The sequence below is a fragment of the Saccharopolyspora sp. ID03-671 genome (assembly GCF_045278815.1).
Lineage (GTDB): Bacteria > Actinomycetota > Actinomycetes > Mycobacteriales > Pseudonocardiaceae > Saccharopolyspora > Saccharopolyspora ipomoeae.
Genome location: NZ_CP134054.1, coordinates 5,343,738 through 5,368,724 on the forward strand (window position 1 = coordinate 5,343,738; position 24,987 = coordinate 5,368,724).

Genomic DNA, 24,987 nt, shown 5'->3' on the forward strand with positions numbered 1-24,987 from the left:
GAATGGTATCTATTGAGCGTGCCAATCAGCGTCGCTGCGTCGTAGCCGGTGTAGGCGCGTGAAGGAGGCCATGTCGTATCGCTCGGCTCACCTCGTCATCGACCTGCGGCGTCCGGGATTACCGGAAGTTCTGTCGACACAAATTGCAACTAACCGCCTATCAAAAGGGAGTCACCGGTGTCGCTGTATCGAATGGGGCTCATCGTGCCAAGCTCCAATACCACCATGGAGACCGAGATTCCTGAACTGTTGCGCCGATACAAGTCGGACCACACGTTCACGATCCATTCCAGTCGCGCCGTTCTACACACTGTCGATGCCGAATCGCTGCACCGGATGGTCGGGGAAGGTGACCGCTGCGCGGCCGAGCTCGCTGACGCCCGGGTCTCGGCCATCGGTTACGCGTGTCTGATCGCTCTTATGGCTGAAGGGCCCCGGGCCCACGAACGAATCGAACCCAGGTTGGCTGACGTTGCTGCGGCGGGCGGGAGCCCTGTGCCGGTCGTGAGTAGTGCTGGTGCTTTGGTCCGTACTCTGCTCGACCTCAAGCTTTCCCGGGTGGCGATGGTTACGCCCTACATGCCTGAGTTGACCAAGATGGTGGTTCAGTACCTGGCCGCGTATGACATCGAAGTGACTGACTCGGTCAGCCTCGGTGTCCCGGACAACCATCAAGTTGGTGTTCTCGACCCGTGCAACCTGCCCAGCCATGTTGAGCGACTCGACCTCAGTCGTGCCGAAGGGGTGGTGCTCTCGGCTTGCGTGCAAATGCCGTCCCTGCCAGCCGTGGAGACGGTGGAGAACAAAATTGGCCTCCCCGTGGTCACGGCCGCCACGTCCACCACACGTGAGTTGCTGCTCGCGGCCGACCTGCCGGCTCATATCAGCGGTGCCGGAGCCGCACTGCGCAACTGAGCTCTCCCTTGTTGGCCGGACTCGGGATGTGCCCGGGAGGTTGTTGTTCGCGCTCCCGCAGCGCGGGGTTGGCGTAGCAGGGGCGGTGCGCAGTCGTCTGCGGTTGTACCGGATGTTGGATCCAGGTGAGGATGACTTGGCGTGGATGAGTTCGACGATGAAGCGTTGTCGGTGCACGACTTCTCGTTCCAACGTGCGAAGGACGACTCCACGACCGCTGTCCTACCGGACACCGGCCGGTCCGTATCGGCTAATCGTAGTAGGCCGCTGGGACTCGAGACACGGCCGCTACCGCAAACCCGTCGGTCTTTTGGGAGTCGACGAAGCGGTAGCGGTCAGTCCATCTCGTAGTTCATCTTGTCAGCGGCCCGCTGCACCATGCCATGGTGTCAACGACGGTCGAAAATTGGTTCTTCCCACTTTCGGTGATCATCGTTGGGTGCGATAAGCCGAAGTTCGTGATCTTGGACGAGATGGCAGGAAACTTGCTGAGGGCGCTGTTTCCCCAGTTGGAGCAGGTGCGGCTTGAACGGCTGACAGCCGAAGAAGGAGCTGTGCGGTTTGAGGCGGCCGCGTGCGCGCCGTCGGCGGCGTGCCCTGGCTGTGGCATCTCGTCCGATCGCGTGCATAGCCGTTACGAGCGGCGCGTCGCTGATCAGTGCGTCAGCGGCCGGGAAGTGGTGATCCGGTTACGCGTCAGGCGTTTCCGGTGCGGTAACGCTGATTGCTCACAACGGATTTTCGTAGAGCAGGTTGCTGGCCTGACCGAACGCTACCAACGTCGCACCCCCTCCTTGACCAGGTTGTTGGCCGACGTGGCGCTGGCGCTGGGCGGCCGCGCCGGGGCGCGGATGACCCGTCGGCTGGCGGCTGAGGTCTCCCACATGACCCTGTTGCGGCTGCTGCGGGCGCTGCCCCTGCCCGAGACCGGCGATCTGGTGGAGGTCGGGGTCGACGATTTCGCCCTGCGCCGCGGACACCATTACGGCACTGTGTTGATCGACATTCGCACCCACCGCCCGGTCGACCTCTTGGCCAACCGCACCGCCTACACCGTGGCCGCCTGGATCGCACGGCACCCGGGTGTGGAGGTCGTCTGCCGGGACCGCGCCGGGGCCTACGCCGACGCGGCAGCCCGCGGCGCACCGCAGGCGATCCAAATCGCTGACAGGTGGCACCTGTGGCACAACCTGGGTCAGGCCGTCGAAAAGGCCGTCGCCCGCCACCGCGCAGCGCTCCAGATGCCCGAGCCCACCTCGGTGCCATCAAGCACGGCCGGGCCCTGCGCGATGCCAGCGGTGCCACCCGGTCCAGCGCCAGTCGCGCCCGTCGACCGCAAAGACCGCATCGCGCACCGCACCCGGACCCGCCACCGCCAGATACACGACCTGCTGGACCAGGGCCTAACGCTGAGGGCGATCACCAAGCAGCTTGGACTGTCGCGGGGCACCGTGCGGCGCTTCGCCCGCGCCGATCGTCCAGACGAACTGCTGGTCAACAACGGAACCGGACACCGCGCCAGCCTGCTGGAGGCATACAAGCCCTACCTACACCAACGTTGGGAGGCTGGCTGCACAAACGCCACCCGCCTCTGTCAGGAGATCACCGCTCGGGGATACACGGGCGGCTTCACCGTCGTCCGCGACTACATCCGCCGCCTGCGCACCACACCCCGGCACGTCCCGCCGCCGGCACCGAAGCCACTTACCGTCCGGCGGGCCACCAGCTGGCTGATGACCGCCCCGGAGAACCTGGACGCCAGGCGCGGCAAGAGCTTCAGGACATCCTTGACCGCAGCCCGGAACTGGCCGTGCTGGCCGAGCACGTCCGCCGGTTCGCGCACATGGTTTGCCACCTCGCCGGCGAGCGCCTGCCCGACTGGATCGCCTCCGCCAAGCGCACCGCATCAGCGAGCTGCGCTCCTTCGCCGCCGGCCTCGAGCGCGACTTCGACGCCGTGCGCGCCGGGCTGACCCTGCCCCACAGTTCAGGGGCCGTCGAGGGCCAGGTGAACAGGATCAAAATGCTCAAACGCCAGATGTCCGGCCGCGCCAACCTTGACCTGCTCCGCATCCGCGTCCTCCACCACACCTGACCGACGCTGCGAGAAAGATCATCAAAAGTGAGACAGAACCAGTATTTCAACCACCGTCGACACCATGGTTTGTTCCCAGCTCCGTAGGGTTGGGACGGGAACGCTCATCAGCGACCGCGATGCGCTGGCTGAAGCAGGCATCCAAGCCGTCCATTGCATCGGGGACGCGATGTCGCCGCGCCCGCTGGCCGAGGTGACGTTCGAAAGTCACCGAGTGGCGAGCGAGTTCGAGTCGCCCGAACCCGCGATCGCGCTCCCATACAAGCGCGAGCCGCTGCGGCTGGTTCTGGAGGGGGCACTCAGCACTTGCAGGACTGATCTCGGCGACGAAACCCCGGGGATCAGGCAATTGGAGAGCCACAACCTCAGCCAGCGAGGGAGCTTTCAATCAGCATCTCCTCACATCGATGCAGATGCCGGATCTCTGCCCAGGACTCCACGCTGATCACTCCCTATGCATCAGGGAGTGGGTCCACGGATGCGGCTCCGGGAGCGCACGAAGCTGCGGATGGAGCGTGTCCTGCTCAATCGAGCCACGGGCTTTAGGGTTTCGATCGAGCCGATTCGCCAGTGTGGTCCCGCAGTGCGGGAGTCGCGAGAGGGCAAGTCTGCAGGCACGACTCCCGAAGCCAAGCGAGAGAAGCAGCTCGATCGTCAGAACCGCGAGCTGCGGCGCGTGAAGGAGATCTTCAGAAGTCCGCCACCTCCTTCGGGGGGAGTCGGCGACCAACGCGAGAAGTAGCCGCGTTCAGCGACGGGAACTCGCGCGCCTAATTTGGCCGCCTTCTCGGGGGTGATCATGGCTGGTGAATGTGCCGACCACACGCGACGCCGAGGAGTGGCCGACGCGAGGACGCCAGGTACGTCCGGTATGGAACCTGCTTGATCGTCGTCTTGGCCGCGCACCCGGGCCGGGCGCAACGCGTGATAGTTCGGCGCGATCGCCCCGCCTTGTCGCGCCAAGCTTCTCGGCAAGGCCTGTGGGAGGCTTTGAAGGAGACCGACGAGCGTGTCGCTCGCGTTGGAGGGCAGTCATATGCGTCGATGAGATCGATCGGCGACGCATATGACTGCCCTCTCTGAAATCGACGATCGGCTGTTCAAGACCGAAGCGATCCGTGACAGTCCACCGGTCCGCACCGGGAAGCTGAAGACGGCCGACTACGTCGAGTGGGCGCCGCCGGTTGAGCCGCGGCACCACACCAGGACAGTGGTTCGTGTCTTGGTGTGCTGTACCTGCCTGTCGGGCACTGAGCGGATCGATTAGGGATCAGCCGAGCTCATCCGCGGGGATCTCGGACTGGACCTTGCGGGAGCGCCGGTTGAACTGCATCCGGATGGGCACGACCACAAGTAGCGCTAGGGCGATTGTGATGGGAGCGGCCCAGGTCATCGCGTCGAGGGAGGTACCTGTGGGGCTCAGCACGGCACTCAGCCACACGTAGCCGATGCCCGCCGCCCCAATGACGCAGACGAAGACCATGCCGGCGCGAAGCTCGTGTCGGCGAGCCAGCATGACGATCGCGCCGACACAGATGAGCACGTACGGGATGACCCAGTAGTACGGGAACAGGGCGGCGACGTGGGTGTATACCTCGAGCGGGGTGCCGCCGCTGAACCCGGCCAACGCGATCGGAACGATTGTCGAGAGCACGGCGATGGCGACGATCGCTCGTACGGGTGTGTGACGCTTCCCGTCAACGTGCGCCAGGTACTTCGGCAGCATGCCGTCGACGGCCATCGTGGCCCACACACGCGGCGCGTAGTTCATGAATCCGAGGACCACCGAGTAGCAGATGATGGCCAGGAACAGGTCTGCCACCGGGGCGAGCGCCCCGAGTCCGGCGTTGTCGGCCATCGCGGAGAGGGGGGACTCCCCGGTCGCGGTGGCATCGGCGATCTCCGGCAGAACGGGTACGGAGAGCAGTGTCGCGATGACTCCGACGCTCCCGACGATCAGCGGCACCAGCGTCATCAATCGCGGAACTGTACGCATCGGATTCTTGGTCTCCAACGCCGTGGCGGCACTGGACTCGAAACCCACGAAGAAGGTGGCCGACAGGACGATGCCGAAGAAGAACCCGCTGAGGGTGAACTCACCGAAGTTGAACTGCTCCGAGAAGGTGAAGCCGTCCGTGAAGACGTTGGCCACCAGGATGATTGCGACGATGGGTGCGGAGGCGAAGAGCAGGCCGATGCTCAGCCGGGTGGAGGTATCGAGCCCGCGGATAGCGAACCCAGCGATGCTCAGCATAGCCAGCACCCACATGATCGTTTGACCTCCCAAGCCGTTGGCCGCGGGAAGGTCGAAGACGGTGGCAATGAAACTCCCGGCGTACACGCCGAAGACCTGCAGACAGACGATTACACCGGTGGCGTAGCCGACGGCCAGGGACGCACCTGCGACGGCACTCGCCTTGGACCCCAACTCGTGACCGATGTAGGAGTACAGAGCGCCGGATACCACGTAGCGCCGGGCGAACGGCACGATCGCCATGCCGATGAACGTGACGAGGGCGGTACCGGCGAGAACGGACAGCCAGGCATTGGCGCCGGCGACCCCACCGGCTAGGGCGGGTGCGGTGGCCGCCATGAGCACCGGGCTGAAGGTGACGACGGCTAGACCCAGCGCCTTGGGCAGGCTCAGCGTCCCCTGCTGGAGGCCACTAAGTTCCTCATGACCATCCGATGTTGGTTCCGTGACGTCTGATGGCATTTCTTCTCCTAGTGAGTCGGTTGCTCAGCAGGGGAAGTATGAACGCGGTCACACTCTTGGGATTTGGTCCTATCGTGCAAACTGGCTTGCGACATTGCCGAGTTTGGTAAGGGTCTGCTCGAAGGCGTCGACGTACTTTATGCGCTCGCCATGGTCAGCGGCGGGGGATGCTGAACTGCCATGGGAGGTGTGTCCGGGCTTGTCCTCGCCGATCAGCGGACAGCGGCGCGCCGAGACAGCGGTCGCCCACGGAGATCGACATCAGCCGCTGGGGCGGCGCTTGGAGTGCCGGTTTGTCCAGTGTCCGCCCCTGGACTTCGATCAGTGCTGACGGTGACGTCCACGGGCCGAGTAGCCCAGAGCAGCCACGTCGATCGGGATTCAAGCGAGCGATTCTCGTACCAGCGCTCCAATTACGATCCTGCCGGTGGAGGATGAAGCTTTTCGCCACACCACGCGGTCAAAGCTCCATCCGCCGACACCCGCGCCTGGGGATACTTGGAACGAGGGCCCAACGCTTCTGGCGACGCAAATGCGCATCCTCTACGTGTGGCGGTCTACCGCGCCGCGATCAACAAAGAGGCGCCTCCAACCGATGGCATGCTATTCCAGGTTGACTCCTACACTCTCCAGTTCCTTCCTGATCTGCCTATGGAAGTGGAAGACGTTGTTCTCAGTCGGCACTTGAATGCGTCCTGAGATGAAGGCTTCAGCGGCGAGTCCGTCCTGCATGCGCCCTACGATCCATGCGTCCTCGAACATCGCTCTGTCCAACGGATCGTGGATGTCCTCGTGAGCGGTCTCGCCCGGAGCGAGAAGGATGTGTGCTCTGACGATGGACCGATCTACTCCTCGTGGGACGATCACGAGCACGACCACATGGTCTGGACTGCAAAGGAACTGCACGTTAGGAAAGACCCGCCACAGGCGCAACCTCTTCTTTCCTTCGCGGTCAACCGCCGGCAGGGGTGCCCGGTTCCCGGAGTCGCCGAGGACAGACAGGTCCTCGTCGCCTCGACGCTCGACGTAGTACCACGTGGACAGTGGATCCGTTGTTTCGCCGTAGACGAAACCATCGAGGCGGAGATCGTCTCCCAGGGACCCGTGGACGAAAGGAATGTGGTAGGCCTCCGCCAGGTTCTCAGCGACAAGCTTCCAGTTCCCCGGAAACTCGTAATCCGTGGAACGAACGCATCGCAACGCGGATACGCCATAGCCGAGGAGCTCCGACGGGACCTCAGGGACCAACTCATCGAGACCTGGAGCATCGCCGGACAAGTTGACAAAAACCACACCTTGCCACACCGTGAGTCGGACGGGAACCAAAGCAGCCTCGCGCCGATCGAACCCTTGCACCCGCTCGAACCACGGTGCGTAGTCAAGTTGACCATCCACCCCGTAGCGCCATCCGTGATTCGGGCAGACGAACTCGTCGACGCGGCCTGCGCCTGTGCACAGAAGAGTTCCGCGGTGCATACAGGTGTTGTAGAAGGCCGCGACGTCGCCATTTCCACTTCGGACGACCAGCAAAGGTTGTCCGGCAACCTCGGTCGTGAAGTACGAGCCTGTATCTGGAATCTGGCCCGCAACTCCGACGGTCACCCAATGACGCTTAAACACGGTCGCCTGCTCGGCTTCTGCCACTGACTGGTCGACGTACGCCCTGCGCGGAAGGCATCGTGCTTGCGCTAGGCCGTCTAGCTCCTCATCGCTAGAACCCCAGCTGATTTCCGTACTCATGTGATCTCCTTGAGTAGGGGTGCTGATTCTCTGGAGCGCGTCGCGCTGTGTGCGCATTCCGCGTCACCGGCAGCACCGCCTGAAGTCTGAGACGCGGACCTAGCTCCGATCTGGGCCGCGTTCTCACGGGTGATCACCGGTTGTGGATCGCCGACCAGAGCGTGCCCCTGGTGCTCGAGACGCTCTGGAGATGTGTTGTGCTGGCGAGATGGCGAAGGGGTCGGAGAGATCGCTGCGGCCCCAGCGATCGCAACCGTCACGCACGGGTGCGGCAGAGCGCTCGCTAGACGGTGGACGGTGAGACCGAAGTCGTCCGCGAATCCGCCTGCAGCGGTCCGCGGACGGCTTCGGGCGACGTCGGGCTCCCCATGCTGCGACGGCGTGCTGGCGCTAGCCACGGGCGGTTGCCTGCTAACTCTGTGAAACTTACACCCGGCCCTGCTCTGTCCTCGTCAGGAGCGTGGCGTGAATGGGAGTCTTCGTGACGCTGGCTCGACACCACCGCCGCGATGTCACCGCGCCTGTTGGTTATGGTTTCGTGAAGCGGCATTCCAACGTGGTTGGCTCTGCTGCTGTGAGTGCGGTGTTCAGATCTGTCTGGTCGCGGTAGGTCCGGTCAGGAATGCGTTGGGCGGAAAGGGTTGCCACCACGTCACCGTCGAAAGGGAACGGGTCGACGGTGACGACTCCAGGCTTGATCGGGTTGATGGTGAGGTCGACTCTGCGGCCACCGACGGCGGTAGGGGCGAGTTGAATTGTGCGCGGTCCGGGTTGTTGGTCGATGCTGCTCAACTGCGATGCCAGTGGAACTGCGGGCGAGCTGTCCGGTGTGATGTCGCCCAGCGCCGTGTAAAGGGAGAATAGGTCCCAAATCTGCAGCAGGTCGTAGTGGTACCACAGGTTAGCTTCGAAGTCGCTGCGAATGGTGTTTTTGATCAGAGACTTCTTCGTCTCTGCCCAGCGCTGTTCTTCGTCGGCAACGTGCTGCTCACGGATCTTGTCCAGCGGGGTGGCTGCCGGCTTGATGCCCACGCCGCCTTCCTGCATGCCCCACCGGTTTCGGTACAGCCCGGTCCAGTGCATGCTGACGAGCAAGCCGGCGTAGGCGTCCTCGGCGTAGACCCGGTCCACGCCTCGTTGGTACAGCGGCATGTGCTCTTCCATAGCGACTTCCAGGAAGTGCAGCGGGCGCTGTTCCTCAGTGTTGAACAGAGGCTCGGCGTCGGCTTCACGCCAGCCGTCATCGTGGCGTGCGGTGCCAAGCTGGACGTTCTCGCGCCGGGTTGGTGCGTCGAAGCTGGAGTTTCCCCAGCGGGTGGTGAACTCGCCGGCGAGCCTGCCGTGTTCGTTCTGGTCCACCAGGACCAGGTCGTCGCCGCGTCGGGTGATTAGCATCTTAAGGTTCCTTTTCGCCGGGGCGGATTAGTGTGAGTTTTGGGTGTCGATAGAGATTGGGTTTCGCTGTAATGTTTCGCGCTAGAAATGGGGGCTTTCTTGCCCGCGTCGCGAATCGACCTTTTCAGTCCTCCCCGCGGAGTATTGTCTCGGCCTCTGCGAAAGAGGTGACTTGCCCATATTTGGCATCCATATCGAACAAAGCCGCCTCATGGGGTTCAGTGGCCCGATCGGCTACCGCAGTGCGAGGCACGACTGTGCGGTAGCCATGCTGCAGCGCATCGACCACGGTGGCGCGCACGCATCCAGAAGTGGTCGCTCCGGTGACGACTACCCCGTCGCAGGCGTGACCTGCAAGGAACGGTGCCAGGCTGGTTCCAAAGAAACCTGAGGCAAACAGCTTGCTCAGGACCGGTTCCCCTGGGGCCGGTGCGATACGTTGATCAATCTGCGTCCAATGGGTGCCGGTAACGCACTCCCGCAGCGCGGGCATCTTCTCGAGAAACGGCGCTGCGATGGCTGCGGTGCTCTCGTCGTACTCGATTCGGGTGAACACTCGTGGCACATCGCGTGTCCGCGCCACGTTCAGTAGCTTCGCAGTATCAGCTACTGCCTCGTCTGCGTCGCATCCCAAGTCGGAGTCGGCTTCGGTAAACCCGTACGTCAGATCGACGATCACCAGTGCTGGTCGAGTGATCGGTGTCTGCCTCTCCCCGATTCGTCGTTCACGGTACAGCTGCGCTGCCTTGACAGCCATCGGTAATCTCCTTTCCTGTTCAATGAGTTGCACCTTCAGCGCATGCGCTACTTGCAAGGGCTATCCGACGAGATCGATTTCAGCGATCGTCTCAGGGTTCAGCGGCAGGTGGCATGTCCCATAAGGGCTTTGCCGACTAGTCAAACATCTGTGTGCGCCTGGGGACTTGCCGGAAGTTGACTAGGTTCGTCCCAACTTTGTCTACCTTGTGCAAAAGACGTCGGCCCGCGAAGCGCCGAGGATGCTCCTGTGACATGCGACTGAGGCTCCGCGCTGTTGGTTATGAAAAGGAGATTCGCGCATGGCTGAGGTCAGTAAGTTCGACGTAGTCGTCGTCGGTGGAGGTTATGCCGGAGTCACCGCGGAACGCGACCTGGCAGACCGAAGTTGCGCGGTCGCCCTTCTCGCGGCACACGACCGGACGGGGGCAGCGCCTGCTCCAGGACGTCCAAGGCGCGCGAGAGGTATCGAGTTCGGTGGCGCGTGGATCGCCGCCGACTGCATACCGAACGCAGCCAAAGAGAGCGAGCGGTACGGCATTCCTTTCATGCAGAGCGCCAACCAACTACAGGCGCCTCTATGGGGACTCGCTCACCGGCTATCCGGTTCCCGCTGGGGAAGTCGCCGCGCTCGAAGGCGCCTGACTCGCGAGAGCGCGGGCTGCTGAGTGCATGTCTCGTCGCTTGCCCTTCACCTGCAGCCGTTGGCCATGCGTATGCTCAGCCGGGTGGTCTGTGCTCACCTCCCCCTTACACGCAGCCGTTGGGTGACCGCGACTGCTAACCAGGCTCAGTTTCCGGCGGCGTTGGAACTTCCTGCACGCACGTACGGGTTCGGTTCATCCTCGCGGCGATTTCAACTTTTGTCGGCGGCCTGCCCCCACGATTTCTCTGCGTTGCCGGTATGGGCGGCGTGATGTGCCGAGCTGGGGAAGTGCGAGACGGCGCTGATCTCGAGCCAGGATGCGGGCGGTGATCCTGATGCCGATGCCGCCGAATAAGTTGATCGGAGCATAGGTCTGGCCGGAAAGATTCGGCCAAGCGTGGCTCAGAGAAAGCCGATCGGTGCGCCGGTCGTTCTTCTTCACCTGGCAACAGGGGTGGTTACGCTACCTCCGGAGGAGATGGTCATGGGTGGTGCGCCGGCGTCGGCCTCGGTAGAGCGAGTGTCGGCGTCGTCTCCGATCTCGGTCATGAGCCGGGCGCCGCTCAGATCGCCGTGGCAGGGCACAGGTGCGGCATGGTATGAGGAAACCGTTCTCGGCACTAGAGCCACTGAAGTCGTGCTACCGCAGCAGGCCGCCACCCTGTCCCTGCCTGCTGGCCCCAGCTCGAGGCCGCGGACAAGATCGAGTTAACGCTCGATGCTCAGTATCGGTGATTGGTAGAACGCCCCACCAGCCGCCACCGCGCTGCTTACGCCGGACTCGTGCCGGTGCCCTGACGTGCCAGCCCCCGCATCAGCGGTGAACACCTAGACGACCAAGCAACTCGGCCCCCGCTTCTCGGTTGCCGTGCTCGGGGCATTGCGCGGCTGACGTTCTTCACCAGAGCCCGTGGCCTCATCGACCAGGTGCACCGTACACGCGTGAATTGTTTAGCGGATGTCAGCACTTCGAACTTCTCGTGCCTCAGGCTTAAAGAACACGCTTAACCACTCCACTGGGCCCACCAGATGTGCACAAACGAGCGTCGTGGATTTGTCAGTGTTTGTCAGAGCGCGAGGTGTGGACGTGCGTCACAGTGGGTCAGCCCACACGACAGGAGAACGCTGTGAAACTACCCCCGCTGCGGTACGTAGCACCGCGAACCGTCGAAGAGGCGTGCGCCTTGCTCGATGCAGACGAGGACGCCAAGATCATCGCTGGCGGACAGAGTCTGATGCCGCTATTGGCCATGCGGCTCGCGATGCCGTCGACGCTCGTCGATCTCGGCCGGGCACCGGACCTCGGCCGAATCGAAGAAGCAGGCGAGTATCTGCGCATCGGGGCGATGACCACGCACGAGCGAGTGATCACGTCGCCCCTCGTACGAGATCGCTTGCCGCTGCTGGTCGATGCCGGACGCAACATTGCGCACGTCCAGATCCGGTCACGCGGCACCATCGGTGGTTCGATTGCGCACGGTGACAATGCGGGCGAGTGGCCCCTAGCACTGCTGACACTAGGAGGGTCAGTTGAGGTGCAGAGCGTGCGAGGCCGCCGATTGATCCCGGCCGAGGAGCTCTTTCTGGGCCCGTACATGACGAGTATCCAGTCGGACGAGGTCCTCACCCACGTATGGCTGCCGACTCGTACCAGCGGTTGGAGCTTTCACGAGGCGGCCCGCAGGGCGGGTGACTACGGCCTCGCGTTGGTGGGGGTGTGCCTTGACCTCGCGGCGGGCACATGCACCGCTGCGACGCTCGTCGTGGGCGCTGCGGCGGGCACTGTCCAACGGGTTACGGCCGCGGAGGACGCCATCGTCGGGTCCGAGGTGGACGCGCGCGCAGCTCGATCTGCCGGCGAAGCAGCGGCTGCATCGCTGTCGTTCATCTCAGATATCCACGGGACCCGCGAATACCGCGCCCATCTCGTCGCGGGCCTGGTCGAGCGTGCAGTAGTAGAGGCAGGAGGTCGCCGATGACCACGGAAGCCCAACCGGCTGAGTATCTCGACGTGACGTTTGGCGTTAACGGCCGGGAGATCACTACCCGGGTCGCCTCACGCGACACGTTGGCCGATCACCTTCGAGGTCAACTCGGGCTGACCGGTACGAAATTGGGCTGTGAGCAGGGAGTGTGCGGATCATGCACAGTGCTGCTCGATGGCAAGCCGGTCAGATCGTGTCTGATGTTGGCAGCACAGGCAGGCGGACATGAGTTGCGTACAGTGGAAGGTTTGGCCCAGGGCGAGTCGCTGTCCTCGTTGCAGGAATCCTTTCGGCGCCAGCAAGCGCTGCAGTGCGGCTTCTGCACGGCAGGGTTCTTGATGTCGGCGAAGGCGCTCTTGGCGGACAATCCGCAGCCCACGCGGGAGGAAGTTGTGGAGGGCCTGTCCGGCTGTCTGTGCCGCTGCACCGGCTACGAAAAGATTGTCGAGGCTGTCTTGGAGGCGGCCCACGGCGACGAGAACGGGGGCGGGGAATGACAGGCGCGGATGCGACGAACCAGCTGACTGGACTTCACACAGCAACGCCGCAGGTCGCGGCACGCTCCGTGGGGGCGCGTGTGCAGCGGCAGGAAGACCCGCGGTTGCTGACCGGCCGTGGGCAGTATCTTGCTGATGTATCGCTGCCGGGGCAACTCTATGCCGCGTTTGTGCGCAGCCCCGTTGCGCATGCCCGGATTTCTGAAATCGACGCGAGTCCAGCCGTCGGCCTTCCCGGCGTGCATCTCGTGTGGACTGGCGCTGACGTCGCCGGGTTCTGCGATGGTGTCGAAGGCACGTTCAATGTCGACGGTTGCTTTTCTACGTTCATGCCGATCCTGGCCACCGACGTCGTGCGTTATGTCGGCGAGCCGGTGGCGGTGGTAGTCGCGGAGAGCCGTGCGCTGGCCGAGGATGCTGCTGAGTTGGTTTCTGTAGATTTCGATGAGTTGCCGGTCGTTCTCGATCCACTGGCGGCTCGCGAGGGAGGCCCGGTCGCCAATGAGCAACTGAGTGACAACATCGGCCTCCGTGGAGGAGCGACGTTCGGTGACGTCGATGCTGCATTCAAGGACGCGCATCGTGTAGTGGAAGCGACATATTACACCGGTCGGGTGGCCGCCTTGCCGATGGAGACTCGTGGATGCATCGCCTCATACGACTGGACGAGCCAGGACCTCCGCTTTTGGACTTCGAGTCAGGTCCCGCACTATGTGCGGTATTGCTTGACCGCTTACTTGGGTTTTCCTGAGCACCGGGTCGAGGTGCTCACTCCCGATACCGGAGGTGGGTTCGGGCAGAAGGCGCACTTGCATCCAGAGGAGCTTCTCGTCGCGTTGCTCGCGCGGGAAGTGGGGTCGCCGGTTTCCTGGGTTGAGGACCGGCGGGAGAACCTCATGGCGGCAACCCATGCGCACGAGCAGTTCGTCACCATCGCATATGCTCTCGATGAGCAGGCAAATATTGCTGCCGTGCGAACTCATGCTCTCGGTGACGGCGGTGCCTACCATTCACTACCATGGTCCATGGCCGTTGAGCCTTGGTGCGCGGCCACTGTCACACCAACAGGCGCCTACGATGCCCCCGCGGCGGCGTACATTTACGAGGCGACCGCTACCAATAAATCGCCGGTCGGCGCTTACCGTGGGGTCGGCTACATGGCTGGGACGCTTGCCCGCGAGGTCCTCGCCGATGAGGCTGCTCGGGCATGCGGGATGTCGCCGTTCGAATTCCGCCGCCAGAACGTGGTCAAGGACTTTCCGTGGGTGAACCCGCAGGGAGTCTCCTTCGATGAAGGAAGCTGGCTGGAGACCATCAACATGTTGGAAAAGATGGTCGACTACCCAGCGTTCCTCGCGCGGCAGTCCGAGGCGAGGGAACAGGGCCGATATCTCGGTTTGGGTTTGAGCGTCTTCGTGGAGAGCAGCGGCGAGAGCACCGCAATGAGTTTCGCTCACGGCCTCGGAGACCTCTATCACGACACCGCGACGGTCCGCATGGACCCGAACGGATGTGCCACGGTCACCATCGGCTTGACGACGCAAGGCCAGGGTAACCGTACGACAATGGCCCAGGTCGCTGCGGACATGCTTGGGATCCCGTATGAGAACGTCACCGTACGGGCCGGCGAGTCGACTTCGTATGCCTACGGTTCCGGGACTCTCGGCAGCCGCGGGGCGGTCGTCGCGGGCGGAGCCGTGAGCCGTGCCGGTTATGTGCTCCGCGAGAAGATCATGGCTGTTTCTGCGAAAATGCTCGAGGCTTCTCCGGAGGACATCGTCCTGGAAGATGGTTTCGCACGCGTTGCCGGGGTCCCGGACGCTGTTGTCAGCGTGGCCGATGTCTGTACTGCGATCTATTTCGACAATACCGTGTGGTCGGATGGGTTCGATCCCACGATGGAAGCTACTGCGGCTTACGATCCGGCGCGGCCGATGTTTTCCAACGGAGGCCATGCGATGATTGTCGAGGTCGATCCGTTCACCGGATTCGTCACGGTCGAAAAGGTATTCTCGGTGGAGGATAGCGGCACCGTCATCAATCCCGACATCGTGGATGGCCAAATCCGCGGTGGAGTGGTCCAGGGGATTGGAGCAGCCCTCTTCGAGAGGCTTGTCTATGACAGTGACGGTCAATTGCAAACTACGACTCTGCTTGACTACCAGGTGCCGACCATGGACGTTTCTCCTCCGTTCGAGATCGCCCACCTGTGCTCTCCCTCTGCGCATACCGCGTATGGCATCAAGGGCATGGGTGAGTCGGGGCTTATTGCCGCTCCAGCGGCGGTTCTGAATGCTGTGAACGACGCCCTGGTGCCCTTTAACGCTGTCATCCGAGAATTGCCGGTAGCTCCGGACCGTGTATTCAACGCGATCAAGAAGTCCGGTGGATACCAGAATGCTTCATCATCGTCCTGAGTGGCCGCGGCGACGCCGTACTACGGGTACAGATATCTCGCCGCGCTGTCTCCCTACCTACGGGTGCTGTCGGACATGTTGATCTACATCAGCTCGATATTGGTGCTGGGGAGTATCGGCGAGCTCATTCTGGGCAAGGCTGTTGCATGCGTGGCCGGAGCCGTGGGTGTCGGATGGTTACACGTCAGCTCCATCGTGAACCCAAAGGAGACGACCCTGGACCACATGACCTGGGGCGTCCCTTTGGCGATCGGTGCTCTGATCATGAGTATGCGTCCGCTGCTGGCTCCTCGAGGCACGGTTGAAAAGGAGAAGTGATGGTCTACGACACGATCGTCGTCGGTGCGGGGTTCGCCGGCCTGCGCACGGCGCGCGAGCTTGCCTCAGCCGGGCAATCGGTGATCCTTCTCGAAGGGGGGAATCGACTCGGTGGCCGTGCCTATCGTCGCCGGTCGCTGACATCACCGTCGACCTGGGTCGAGCTCGGTGGTGCCTACATCTCCCGGCACCACCATCCTCGCGTTGCTACCGAGATCGACCGCTATGGCCTAGGGACAGAACCCGCTGCGCCGGCCACGGTTTTTCGCAACAGACTCGGTGCGGGTGAACACAACTCGGCGTTCCCTATCCCCATCGAGGAGGCCACCGAGGCCGAAGCCGGACTGTATCGCCTGCTGCGCGATGCGCACCGGATCGACGTCGATGCGGGTTTAGATCGACAGGGCCTCGACGAACTGGACATCCCGCTGCTCGAGTATGTCGAGTCGCTGAAACTGCCTCCGGTGACACGCCAGTTGGTTCTGTCGTGGGCCTGGAACATGATGGGCCAACCCGTCGACGAGGCGTCCGCACTGTGGGTGCTGCAGTTCGTCGCCGCGCACGGCTACAGCGTGTTCGGGATCGTGTTGTCCATTGATGAGGTGCTTACCGATGGCACGTCAGCGTTGGTCGAGGCGATGGCGAAGGACGTTCCTGAGGTGCGATGCGGTGCGGTCGTGAACGCAGTACGGCAGCGGTCGGCGGGCGTCGAAGTCGTGGTTGACAGTGACGAAGTGTTCCAGGCCCGGCATGTCGTTCTCGCTACACCGTTGAACACCTGGCGCAACATCGACTTCGACCCGCCGCTGCCCGCCGACCAACGGGCCTTGGCGGACGATGGCCATGGCGGCCGGGGTTTGAAGCTGCTGATCCAGGTGAGCAATGTGCCAGCGGGGATATCCTGCACCGGCGACGGTGTACTGCCGACGCTCTATGATTACATGGCGGCCGAGGATGGAGGTCGAATCCTGGTGGGGTTCACCGACTCCAGCTCCTTCGATCCCACCGACGAGGAAGCGGTGACCACCGCAGTCAAGTATTACCTGCCCGGGGCCACGGTGGCCGGGGTCGACTACCATGATTGGACGCGCGACCCGCTGTTTCTTGGTCCGTGGGTTTCACCGAGAGTTGGCCAGTTTAGCAGGGTGCATAAAGCCCTTGGTGATCCGCATGGAGCGGTTTATTTTGCCGGTTCTGACGTGTCGTTGCGTTTCCCGGGATATATCGAGGGCGCGTTGGAGACGGCCGACCGGGTAGTCGCGGAGATTCTTGAGCGCAATTGATGGGCGATGTGAATGGGCGGGCTCGCAGTCGCGCGAGCCCGCCCATTCACATGGGTGGGAGCAGCAGCTGCTTGTTACGCGTTATGTGATTGGTGTCGGCTGACGAGGCCTGACTTGAGGGGACGATTCCTCCGGCGTGTGTAAGTGCGGCCAACGCATCCGCTGCGCGCAAATATCTGTTCGATGGCCCACCATAATGCCCTGCAGCCGTTACTACCGTCATCTTGTGCAGCGGTGTCGGACTCGTCCGATCGCGCGGTGGCAGTGGAAGATTGGGGTCTCCCGGCAATGCGCGAGCAAGTGAGTCAAAACACCACCGTGACTGGGCGAAGCCGGTCTGCTCGAACGGTTCAGCTTCCCGCACCATCTGACCACGGCGGCGCCCGCACAGGTCGTGGCACGCATGGAGGCGATGCGCCGAAAACACAAGTTTCGGCGCATCGCTCGCCTTCGATCTGGTCGTGGAGGACGTTATGGTCTCGTTCCATACTGCGAGCCATCCACGCACGCTGGCCCGGCCATATAGCACAGCGATGTAGAAGAAGGTCGGCCTCTGGTGGGCGTTCGCCCGGCCACGGCCTCGGCACCGAACCTGTGTCACCTCGACCGCACACCACCGCCGGAAACTCAGGCACCAGGCTTCAAACCAGCGTCACCAAACCACGGCCTTAGATGGTTAGTCGTCCTCGCCGCGGCCCTGCAAGGCACGCTCGGTCGCTTCGACGATCTGCTGGTAACCAGTGCACCGGCACAAGTTCCCTGAAATCGCTTCACGGATTTCTTCGCAGTTCAAGGGCTCTCCGCTGTCGTAAACAGGTTTCAGAGTCATCAGGAAGCCGGACGTGCAGAACCCACATTGGAGGGCGTGGCATTCGGAGAACGCCTCCTGCAGGGGGTGCATGCCGGCTCCAGCGGGTTCTGCCAGGCTCTCCACCGTCTCGACCTCGCAGCCGTCAGCTTGCACAGCGAGCGTGATGCAGGATCGGGTCGGCGCACCGTCGAGCAGGACCGTGCATGATCCACATACGCCGTGTTCACACCCCACTCTTGTGCCACGTAGTTGCAGGTCGTGTCGGATGAAGTCGGCGAGGAGCCGGCGGGGCTCTACTTGTTTCTTGTAGGTCTGTCCGTTGACGACCACGCTGATTCCGTACCCGTTCACCTGCTGCTCCTTGCTCTGCTGGCGGCGGTGGTGACGGCGCGGACCACAGTCGCTGTGATGACGTGGCGGCGATAGTCGGAGCTGCCGTGCAGCGTCGCCATCGGCTCGAGCTCCGTGCTTGCAAGGTGCGCGGCCGCCTGCGCGTCCGACGGTGTGACCGACGTGCCGACGAGCGCGGCCTCCGCCTCACCACGCCGTGTAGGTATGGGGCCTCCGCCGAGGACGGTGATTCGGGCGCGAGTACAAACGCCTGCTTCGTCGAAGGTCAACGCGCTCGCGGCGCCGCCTATGGCATAGTCGCCGTGTCGACGGGCGAATTCGGTGAAGGCGCAACCCGTCCGCGCGGGAAGTTTCGGGACCGCCACGTCGACGATCATCTCGTCGTCGTCCAACGCACTGACGAGATGGCCGACTGACAGATCGTGAATCCCGAGTTGCCGATCTCCGTTGGGGGATCGCACCGTGACTGTCGCTTCGAGAGCGAGCAGGGCCACCGGTAGTTCTGCCGAGGCGTCGGCGTGCGCTAGAGAGCCACCGATGGTGCCCCGGTTGCGAATCTGCGGATGTGCGATCCAGCTGGCAGCCTCGCGGAGGAGGGGAAGGTGATCGGCAATCGTCGACGAGGTTTCGAGGCGACGGTGTCGCGTGAGCGCGCCGATGCGGATGATGTCATCATCAACGATGATGTCGGAGACCCGCGGAATGCGGTTGATGTCGATCAGCACCGAGGGACGCGCCAAGCGGAAGTTGAGCAGCGGTACCAGGCTCTGACCGCCGGCCAGGAGCTTCGCCTCGTCTCCTGCCTCGTGCAGATGATTGACTGCGGCGTCGATGGAGTCGGCGACGACATAGTCGAACGGCGGCGGCTTCATAGTACCGGCCTTCCGAAGACCGAAATGTTCATGCGCCCACTATGGCTTCCTGCTCGGGGCCGCGCACCACAGTGAACGACAAGGAACGTGTCGTCGTTGCTGACATCCGAGTACTGCAGAAGTCGGTCCGACCGCAGCACTAGATTCGGACTACGGGATCAACTTGGGAGTTGGTGCGCGAGATGGTCCGCAGGACGGCGAGAAGTCGCAGTGCGACGCTGAGTTCGTTGCGTCGCTCAATGACGTCGATGCCTAGCGATTCTTCGACGGTGCGGAGTCGGTAGGCCACTGTGCGCTCGTGCACTCCCAGCTGCGCCGAAGCCTTCGCAGCATTGCAGCCCGTTGCGAAGTACGACCGCACGGTCTCGCACAGTACCTCGGTCCGCGCGTCACTCAGGTCCAGCCGGCCCAGTTCTTGAGTGACCAGGTCTCTGGCGGCCTGCAGGTCGTGCAGAAACAATGTTTCAGTGCGACGTCCGTGTACCAAGTGACCTGCCTATTCGTCAACCAAGCGAGGCGATAGGCACGCCACGCTTGATGGTGGCTCGTACGGAAGCCCCCCGGCCCGTCGGCCAGACCGCCGAAGGCGACTCCTGTTCCCTGTGCTGGCACGTACTCAGCTCGCAGCCGCTCATGTGCGGAGGCGCGGTCGTCCAGGGCAAACCACGCCAAAGTCGTCCCTGAGATGCTCCCGACTGAGAGGTTCACGTGGGTGCCGGCGGTAGTGGCGATGTCCTGGATCGTGAGATCAGGCCGATCGCCCCAAACCACTGCCGCCAGGTGGGCAGCATCGAGCGGGTAGTTGACTTTCGGCAATGCGTTGGCACGGCCGGCGAGCACGTCCCGGATAACCGACCGCAGTCGTCGATCGCGAGACTGGAAGAAGAACTGGCGCTGCTCGTCCTGGTATGCGCACACCACGGCGGACACAACGGTGTCATTCCAGCGAAAGTGGAATTGAGACATGTGCTTCTGGACGATGAGCTGTTGCTCTGGATCAGGGATCAGGGTCGCGGTTTCGCTCAGCACCACGTCCCAGATCGCGGCTTGCGCCACACGGTAGGTCTGGACGAGAGTGTTGAGGTCGAGTCCGGCCTGAGCGGCGCTGCGTGCTTCGATGGTTGCTTCGCGCAGCACGTCCTCGTTCGGCTCCGGTGCGCCGGAGATGCCCATGCTGAACGACCGCAGCGCAGCTGCGATTCGCTCCGTTTCGTGAACGGTCAATGCCGGATCGAGATCGGCCGTGTACGCCGGAACCTCCTCACGCAAGCGACGGTGCACCATGGCGATCAGCTCAGGTAGCCGTTCGACAAGGGCACGGCTTGTGGCGTGGATCGGATCGACGTCGAACACAGGAACAGCGTAGTTATTCACGAGGCCGTAGGTCTATCCCCAGGTCTCGGGCATGGGTAAAATCTGTCCGTGTCGATCGAATCCGGGCTTCGGCGAGTGACTGACGCGGTGCGGGAACGGACACCGGAACTGTACGATGTGATCCGCGGTCGGCTTCAGACCGAGCCGCTCGAGTACTCCATGGCGGGTAACGAGCAACTGTCGGCGGCCGAGTCCGAGGCCATCACAGCTTCGCTCCGGGATGTGCTGGACTACATCGCCGACGGCAGTACCGGATCCGTCCGGGCCTCGAACGAAGCACTGCGCGAGGTGCGCTTGGCTGCGCGGGCCGGCGTAAGTTTGCAACCGTTTCTGCAGGGTTCGCGCGTCGCTCAGTCTGTGACGTGGGATTTCGTGCTCGAAGAGGCGTACCGCCTGCTCGAGGACACCCCCGAACGGGTAGCCGTGCTTCGACGCGCCAGTGCCAATCACTTCGCATGGAACGAGATTGTCTCCGGTGCCATCATCGAAGCGTTCGAGCAGGAGAGTTCGGTTTATGCTCTGCAGAGCCGGGAGCGGCGCAAGATGACCACGTTGAACGCGCTGCTCGCTGGCCTGCCAGTTGACACGGCTGAGCTTGAATATGCTTTCGACGGGCCTCATCTGGCAGCCCAAGTGTGGGGCGCAACGCCAGACCCCGTAGCCCGGTTGATCGGGGCCAGGGCCGGTCGGCGCCCCCTGGTCGGTGTCACCCACCAGGGTGATGGCTATATCTGGGTGCCGTGGTCGCCCCGACTCGGCCCACCGTCCGAGCGACTGGCTGAAGTCGAATGGCCGGACGGCGCGAGGGTGGCGTTCGGTGCCCTCAGGGAGGGAGTCGAAGGATTCCGTTTGAGCCATCGGCAAGCGGGCGAGGCTCGCGCAGTGGCTGAGGCACTGGGACTCGTGGAAGTCTGGTACGACGATGTCGTACTTGAAGCCCTGGCGATGCACGACCTCCCCGCGACGCGCGCCTTCGTCCTTGACGAGCTTGAACCGCTGGGCGACGTCCTCGACCCGGACAATGTATTGATCGAGACCTTGCGCACGTACTTCGAGGTCGGCGAGAACGCCGTAGTCACGGCTCAGCGACTCGGCGTGCACAGCCGGACGGTAGCGTACCGGCTGAGGTCGGTAGAATCGAAGATGGGAGCCGAGGGGATGAGCCGGGATGAATTGCCTACCGCACTGCGGTTGGTCAAGCTTGTTACATCGATCGGTGAGGATGAGCTGTCAGCAGTAACCCATCCCAGTCTAGCGACACCGGCGCTGTGAGGTTGCCGGGACACTCAAATGCTAGCGCCGTAATCGGAAGTATTCTTTCCGATTAGGTTTGGTGATGATCTTGCTGGGGGTCTTTGGTCCAGGGGATCCGCAGTGTTTGTTTCAGCCTCGAATGAAGCGCTGATCCTGGCGACAAGTTCGATTCGGGATATTGCGTTATGCAGCAATTCTGTCGCGCTGGGATTGCGAAGCGGAAGTCGGCCATGACCCGCCTGGCGTGAATCATGCCGCTGGTCGCCGATGGGCTATCCGAGGCTGGGATCGCCCAATGGGCGGGCACGTCGGTGTCTGCAGCAGTGGTGCAGCCGCGCCGGCGGCGGCGCCGCGCTGCGTGACTAGCCGTGCTCGGGCGCCCGCGCACGGTGGACGTGGTCGCCATCGTCGTCAGGGCGCTGAAACCGTGGCCGAGAAGACTGAGCGCGGGGCTACTATGTATGTCCGATTCGTCTGCGGCAAAAGAGTCGCATCTGCTTGCACGTTTCATCCGCGTGCGGCTCGTGCGTTTCAGTGATTCGATCGGCTCCATCCACCAAGGAGTGTTCAAGTCCGCGCTGTCAGTTCAGCCTGACCGAGCGGTTGGCGATTCGTACGTCCACCAAGAACGCGCCAGCCGGGCAGCGGCTCCTAGGGCTGTTAAACGCGTTTACGAGATCCGTCTTCGTGGAGGGGGTTCCATATTCCCGCCCGTGAGGACGGATGCTCGCTGCGGCCGCACCTCGATATCACGCTGTGGTCGTTAGGTGAGCAGGTGGCTCGTGCAGGATAAGCAGGGCCATCTCCATCATGTAATGTCTGCAACTACCTTTTCCGCCCACAGCGAGTCGTAACTGACAAAGCGCGGAACGCCACCGTCTTGCGGTGGCGCAGTCCAGTGGTAGTCGACTCCCGGGTTGTGCAAGCCGGCGTGATTTGCGTTGATGAACAGGTGCGGGCTGCCCGAGATATCCGGGCTTTGGGCAGTCTGCCAGTGTTGGTGGACCTCGCGGATTCCAGCTCCACGCGCGAGTGCTCCGTCTAGGGCGGCCGCGTCGACTGACGGGCAGGACGCGGCGACCTCGATAATCTCGCTGAGGATACTGATGCAGCGCCCGTCCCTGTAAAAGGCATGGCGTAGCGCGGTGTCAAGTTCGTCGCTGCCGACGAGTCCACCCACCTGATCAGCCTTCGCTGCCTGAACCGCGGCCAATGCCGGCAGCATGGTGACAGGATAGGTGCTGTCCGGGGCGGTCCAAGGCTGCCAGCCAAGTTCGGGCCGTAATCCGGCGATCGCCACGATCTCTGCGTCGATGATCGGCTTGGGCGTTCCACGGCGGTTGAACAGCTCGAGAGGGAAGGCGCGGTGGTCGATGGTGAGCCGGACGCCGGCTCGGGCTGCGGCCGCCTGCAATGTATGCAGGGCCAGGGACGCCCAGGGGCAGCCGATGTCTGACCAAATGGTCACGATGCGGGGCGACGGGTTGCGGGCCGGATCACTCATGGCACCAGTGTGTACGGGAATGTCCAGGGCGGACATGCAGCGAGAGAACAAGATTGCGCGCTTTTTGTCACATATCGACAGTGAATAGTCGGCTGCTCCATTCACCCAGTCCTACAGCGATGGGGCTACCAATGCCGTATCGATCGTACTCTGGCCTATTTTGCGCGCCCGCGATCAAGATCTCTGTCCGGCCTGGCCCTTACCGCTATCCGGAGGTTTCACGCACGATTTAACGCGCCACCGTGAAGACGAAAGATGTGGCCGACAACACTGCTGATGATGTGCTGGATCTGATGGACACCGAGACGGCGATGCTGGCGGTCCGGTTACGTGACATTCCGGCGTTCTACCGGTCTGGGGCCTCCGTCGTCGAGAACCATAGGAGTAGCAATCATGCGCGGCGCAGATGCCGCCGCCAAGTCGCCCAACAGCCGATCGATCCCGCGTTGGAAGAGCTTGCTGGCGGTTACGAAGAGGCCGGTACGGAGCTTAACGCGGCGGTACTGGATCATGAGCAGGTACCGCCACGCACGTCGTGCCGCTGATGGAATCAGCGCCCGGAGACACGATTGGCCAGCCGAGCAGCCAGGGACGTGACGTCGGAAGTCGATCGGGTCTCACGGTGGTCGGCGACGCGGTAGACCGCGTACAGGGCACTGGCGCCGATCCACCGCAGGGGTTCGGGCTCCCATCGGCGGGTCGTGCGTCCCACCCACGGCAGTGCTGTGAGCTCCGTGGACTCGCCTCGGATGAGATCGCGAAGCGTGCGGGCAGCGAGGTTGGTTCCGGTCAGGCCGTGGCCGACGTACCCGCCGGCTTCAGCGATCCCGGTCGCCTCGTCGAAACGGACCGCGGCACACCAGTCGCGTGGCACGCCGAGGACCCCGGTCCAGGTGTGGTCCAGCCCGGCCGACGCGGCGGAGGGAAAGAAATTGCGCAACGTCGCTTTGAGCTGGTCGACGGCCTTGGCAGCGGTGCGTCCGTTGCGGTCGAAGCGGGAGCCCGGATTGTAGGGCACACCGCGGCCGCCGAGCGCGATCCGGCCATCGTTGGTGCGGTGGGCGTAGGTGAAGCTGTGCGCCTTGTCGCCGAGCAGGACCGGGCGTTGCCAGCCGATCTCGTCCCAGACAGGGGTAGGGAGTGGTTCGGTGATGATCATACTGCTGTTCATCGGCAGCATCGTGCGGCGATGTCCCTTTAGAGTACGTGTGTAGCCCTCCAGCGCCCGTACGACCACGTCGGCGCGGACCGTTCCGTGGCGGGTCACGGCGGCGTGCGGCTCGATGCTGTCGACGGCAGTGCTTTCGTGAATGGTCACGCCAAGCCGCTCGACGACGTCGGCGAGTCCTCGGACGAGCTTGCCCGGGTGAATGCGCATGCCGTGGGGCGTCCACACTCCGCCCAGTGCCCCGTTCACCCGGACCCATTTGGCGGTGGATTCGGCGTCGAGGATCCTGAGATCATTCGCGTCCCACCCCCACTGACGCAGTTGCTCTGCGTGAGTCAGAGCGCGTTGCCACTGGGGAAGATTCCGTGCGACGTGCAGAACTCCGTCGCGTTCCTGGTTGGCATCGATGGCCTCTTCGGCCAGGACTTTCGCGACCTCGTCTATCGTGCTGAACATCGCGCGCTGCAGACTGCGGGCCGACTCGACGCCGTGCGTTCTGGCGTAGCGCTGCAGCTGCCCGGGGGGTTCGGCGCTGATCCAGCCGCCGTTGCGTCCGGATGCCCCGAAGCCGGCATACTCCCTCTCCAGTAAGACGATGTCCAGCTCAGGGTTGGACTTCTTGAGGTAGTAGGCCGTCCACAGCCCGGTCAATCCGGCTCCGACGATCGCGACATCCGCGGAACGGGATCCGTCCAGTGGTGGCCGATAAGCCGAGGCTCCGACCTGCCGCAGCCAGAACGACGCTGCACCGTTGGTCAGGTCTGGAAGGGAATCGGATTGCACTAGCTTTTCCTTTCGGTGGGCCACAAATGGTGTGGTGGGCACAGCAGTGGGTGTTAACCGTGCGCGGTTCTCCAATGGGCCTCGCGGCACCGCGGTTTCGGTCGATCA

At 63.2% G+C, this 24,987-nt stretch carries 20 protein-coding genes; 9 read left to right on the forward strand and 11 right to left on the reverse strand.

From position 1 onward, the window contains the following. Positions 1–177: 177 nt before the first annotated feature. Positions 178–915, forward strand: a complete 738-nt coding sequence (locus tag REH65_RS24795) for an Asp/Glu racemase (protein WP_406689288.1) — start codon at positions 178–180, stop codon at positions 913–915. A gap of 383 nt (positions 916–1,298) precedes the next feature. Next, on the forward strand, positions 1,299–2,975 hold the full coding sequence (locus REH65_RS24800) for an ISL3 family transposase (RefSeq protein ID WP_406689289.1): 1,677 nt from the start codon (positions 1,299–1,301) through the stop codon (positions 2,973–2,975). 1,304 nt (positions 2,976–4,279) lie between these two features. On the opposite strand, the gene REH65_RS24805 is transcribed toward REH65_RS24800, so the two are convergent. The 5 genes from REH65_RS24805 to REH65_RS24825 form a co-directional block, all read right to left on the reverse strand. Beyond that, the gene (locus tag REH65_RS24805; RefSeq protein ID WP_406689290.1) at positions 4,280–5,725 is read right to left on the reverse strand and encodes an APC family permease; all 1,446 of its coding nucleotides are present in this window, start codon (positions 5,723–5,725) and stop codon (positions 4,280–4,282) included. 603 nt (positions 5,726–6,328) lie between these two features. Continuing rightward, the gene (locus REH65_RS24810; protein WP_406689291.1) at positions 6,329–7,465 is read right to left on the reverse strand and encodes an aromatic ring-hydroxylating dioxygenase subunit alpha; all 1,137 of its coding nucleotides are present in this window, start codon (positions 7,463–7,465) and stop codon (positions 6,329–6,331) included. A 528-nt stretch (positions 7,466–7,993) separates the two neighbouring features. Beyond that, positions 7,994–8,860 carry a DUF3891 family protein gene (locus REH65_RS24815; protein ID WP_406689292.1) on the reverse strand — a complete coding sequence of 289 codons (867 nt, stop codon included), beginning with the start codon at positions 8,858–8,860 and terminating at the stop codon, positions 7,994–7,996. A 124-nt stretch (positions 8,861–8,984) separates the two neighbouring features. Further along, entirely contained in the window at positions 8,985–9,617 is a 633-nt protein-coding gene (locus tag REH65_RS24820) for an isochorismatase family protein (RefSeq protein WP_406689293.1), read from the reverse strand. 838 nt (positions 9,618–10,455) lie between these two features. Further along, the gene (locus REH65_RS24825) at positions 10,456–10,704 is read right to left on the reverse strand and encodes a hypothetical protein (protein WP_406689294.1); all 249 of its coding nucleotides are present in this window, start codon (positions 10,702–10,704) and stop codon (positions 10,456–10,458) included. Positions 10,705–11,389: 685 nt separating this feature from the next. Here REH65_RS24825 and REH65_RS24830 point away from each other — a divergent pair. The 5 genes from REH65_RS24830 (at position 11,390) to REH65_RS24850 (ending at position 16,762) form a co-directional block, all read left to right on the forward strand. Beyond that, the gene (locus REH65_RS24830) at positions 11,390–12,241 is read left to right on the forward strand and encodes an FAD binding domain-containing protein (protein ID WP_406689295.1); all 852 of its coding nucleotides are present in this window, start codon (positions 11,390–11,392) and stop codon (positions 12,239–12,241) included. Beyond that, positions 12,238–12,744 (forward strand): (2Fe-2S)-binding protein, encoded by a 507-nt coding sequence (locus REH65_RS24835; RefSeq protein ID WP_406689296.1) that lies wholly within the window; start codon positions 12,238–12,240, stop codon positions 12,742–12,744. The genes REH65_RS24830 and REH65_RS24835 overlap by 4 nt, the downstream gene beginning before the upstream one ends. An 80-nt stretch (positions 12,745–12,824) precedes the next feature. Continuing rightward, a complete protein-coding gene (locus tag REH65_RS24840) occupies positions 12,825–15,161 on the forward strand; it encodes a xanthine dehydrogenase family protein molybdopterin-binding subunit (protein ID WP_406689297.1) in 2,337 nt (778 codons plus the stop codon). Continuing rightward, positions 15,162–15,479 (forward strand): hypothetical protein, encoded by a 318-nt coding sequence (locus REH65_RS24845; RefSeq protein ID WP_406689298.1) that lies wholly within the window; start codon positions 15,162–15,164, stop codon positions 15,477–15,479. It abuts the gene before it with no gap. After that, the gene (locus REH65_RS24850; RefSeq protein ID WP_406689299.1) at positions 15,479–16,762 is read left to right on the forward strand and encodes a flavin monoamine oxidase family protein; all 1,284 of its coding nucleotides are present in this window, start codon (positions 15,479–15,481) and stop codon (positions 16,760–16,762) included. The genes REH65_RS24845 and REH65_RS24850 overlap by 1 nt, the downstream gene beginning before the upstream one ends. Positions 16,763–17,438: 676 nt before the next feature. On the opposite strand, the gene REH65_RS24855 is transcribed toward REH65_RS24850, so the two are convergent. From REH65_RS24855 to REH65_RS24870, 4 genes are all read right to left on the reverse strand, one after another. Beyond that, positions 17,439–17,924 carry a (2Fe-2S)-binding protein gene (locus tag REH65_RS24855; RefSeq protein ID WP_406689300.1) on the reverse strand — a complete coding sequence of 162 codons (486 nt, stop codon included), beginning with the start codon at positions 17,922–17,924 and terminating at the stop codon, positions 17,439–17,441. Then, positions 17,921–18,796: an FAD binding domain-containing protein gene (locus tag REH65_RS24860; protein ID WP_406689301.1), complete on the reverse strand. Its 876-nt coding sequence runs from the start codon at positions 18,794–18,796 to the stop codon at positions 17,921–17,923. Before REH65_RS24860 ends, REH65_RS24855 begins: the two co-directional genes overlap by 4 nt. A 139-nt stretch (positions 18,797–18,935) precedes the next feature. Further along, positions 18,936–19,157: a helix-turn-helix domain-containing protein gene (locus REH65_RS24865; RefSeq protein ID WP_406689302.1), complete on the reverse strand. Its 222-nt coding sequence runs from the start codon at positions 19,155–19,157 to the stop codon at positions 18,936–18,938. A 32-nt stretch (positions 19,158–19,189) separates the two neighbouring features. Next, positions 19,190–20,149: a hypothetical protein gene (locus REH65_RS24870; RefSeq protein WP_406689303.1), complete on the reverse strand. Its 960-nt coding sequence runs from the start codon at positions 20,147–20,149 to the stop codon at positions 19,190–19,192. A gap of 69 nt (positions 20,150–20,218) precedes the next feature. Here REH65_RS24870 and REH65_RS24875 point away from each other — a divergent pair, with 69 nt between their 5' ends. Beyond that, complete coding sequence (locus tag REH65_RS24875) at positions 20,219–21,442, forward strand: PucR family transcriptional regulator (RefSeq protein WP_406689304.1); 1,224 nt, start codon at positions 20,219–20,221, stop codon at positions 21,440–21,442. A gap of 790 nt (positions 21,443–22,232) precedes the next feature. Here REH65_RS24875 and REH65_RS24880 read toward each other — a convergent pair. Next, a complete protein-coding gene (locus tag REH65_RS24880; protein ID WP_406689305.1) occupies positions 22,233–22,928 on the reverse strand; it encodes a DsbA family protein in 696 nt (231 codons plus the stop codon). A 242-nt stretch (positions 22,929–23,170) separates the two neighbouring features. Between REH65_RS24880 and REH65_RS24885 the strand changes: the two genes are divergently transcribed. Next, positions 23,171–23,473: a hypothetical protein gene (locus tag REH65_RS24885; RefSeq protein ID WP_406689306.1), complete on the forward strand. Its 303-nt coding sequence runs from the start codon at positions 23,171–23,173 to the stop codon at positions 23,471–23,473. Positions 23,474–23,478: 5 nt separating this feature from the next. Here the strand turns inward: REH65_RS24885 and REH65_RS24890 are convergent, their stop codons facing one another. Next, positions 23,479–24,879: an NAD(P)/FAD-dependent oxidoreductase gene (locus REH65_RS24890; protein ID WP_406689307.1), complete on the reverse strand. Its 1,401-nt coding sequence runs from the start codon at positions 24,877–24,879 to the stop codon at positions 23,479–23,481. Positions 24,880–24,987 lie beyond the last annotated feature (108 nt).

What these genes read in the sequence shown, in the direction of transcription:
- REH65_RS24800 (WP_406689289.1), top strand. Translation starts at nt 1,299, where the DNA reads ATGGTGTCAACGACGGTCGAAAATTGGTTCTTCCCACTTTCGGTGATC.
- REH65_RS24805 (WP_406689290.1), bottom strand. Translation starts at nt 5,725, where the DNA reads ATGCCATCAGACGTCACGGAACCAACATCGGATGGTCATGAGGAACTT.
- REH65_RS24810 (WP_406689291.1), bottom strand. Translation starts at nt 7,465, where the DNA reads ATGAGTACGGAAATCAGCTGGGGTTCTAGCGATGAGGAGCTAGACGGC.
- REH65_RS24815 (WP_406689292.1), bottom strand. Translation starts at nt 8,860, where the DNA reads ATGCTAATCACCCGACGCGGCGACGACCTGGTCCTGGTGGACCAGAAC.
- REH65_RS24820 (WP_406689293.1), bottom strand. Translation starts at nt 9,617, where the DNA reads ATGGCTGTCAAGGCAGCGCAGCTGTACCGTGAACGACGAATCGGGGAG.
- REH65_RS24835 (WP_406689296.1), top strand. Translation starts at nt 12,238, where the DNA reads ATGACCACGGAAGCCCAACCGGCTGAGTATCTCGACGTGACGTTTGGC.
- REH65_RS24850 (WP_406689299.1), top strand. Translation starts at nt 15,479, where the DNA reads ATGGTCTACGACACGATCGTCGTCGGTGCGGGGTTCGCCGGCCTGCGC.
- REH65_RS24860 (WP_406689301.1), bottom strand. Translation starts at nt 18,796, where the DNA reads ATGAAGCCGCCGCCGTTCGACTATGTCGTCGCCGACTCCATCGACGCC.
- REH65_RS24880 (WP_406689305.1), bottom strand. Translation starts at nt 22,928, where the DNA reads ATGAGTGATCCGGCCCGCAACCCGTCGCCCCGCATCGTGACCATTTGG.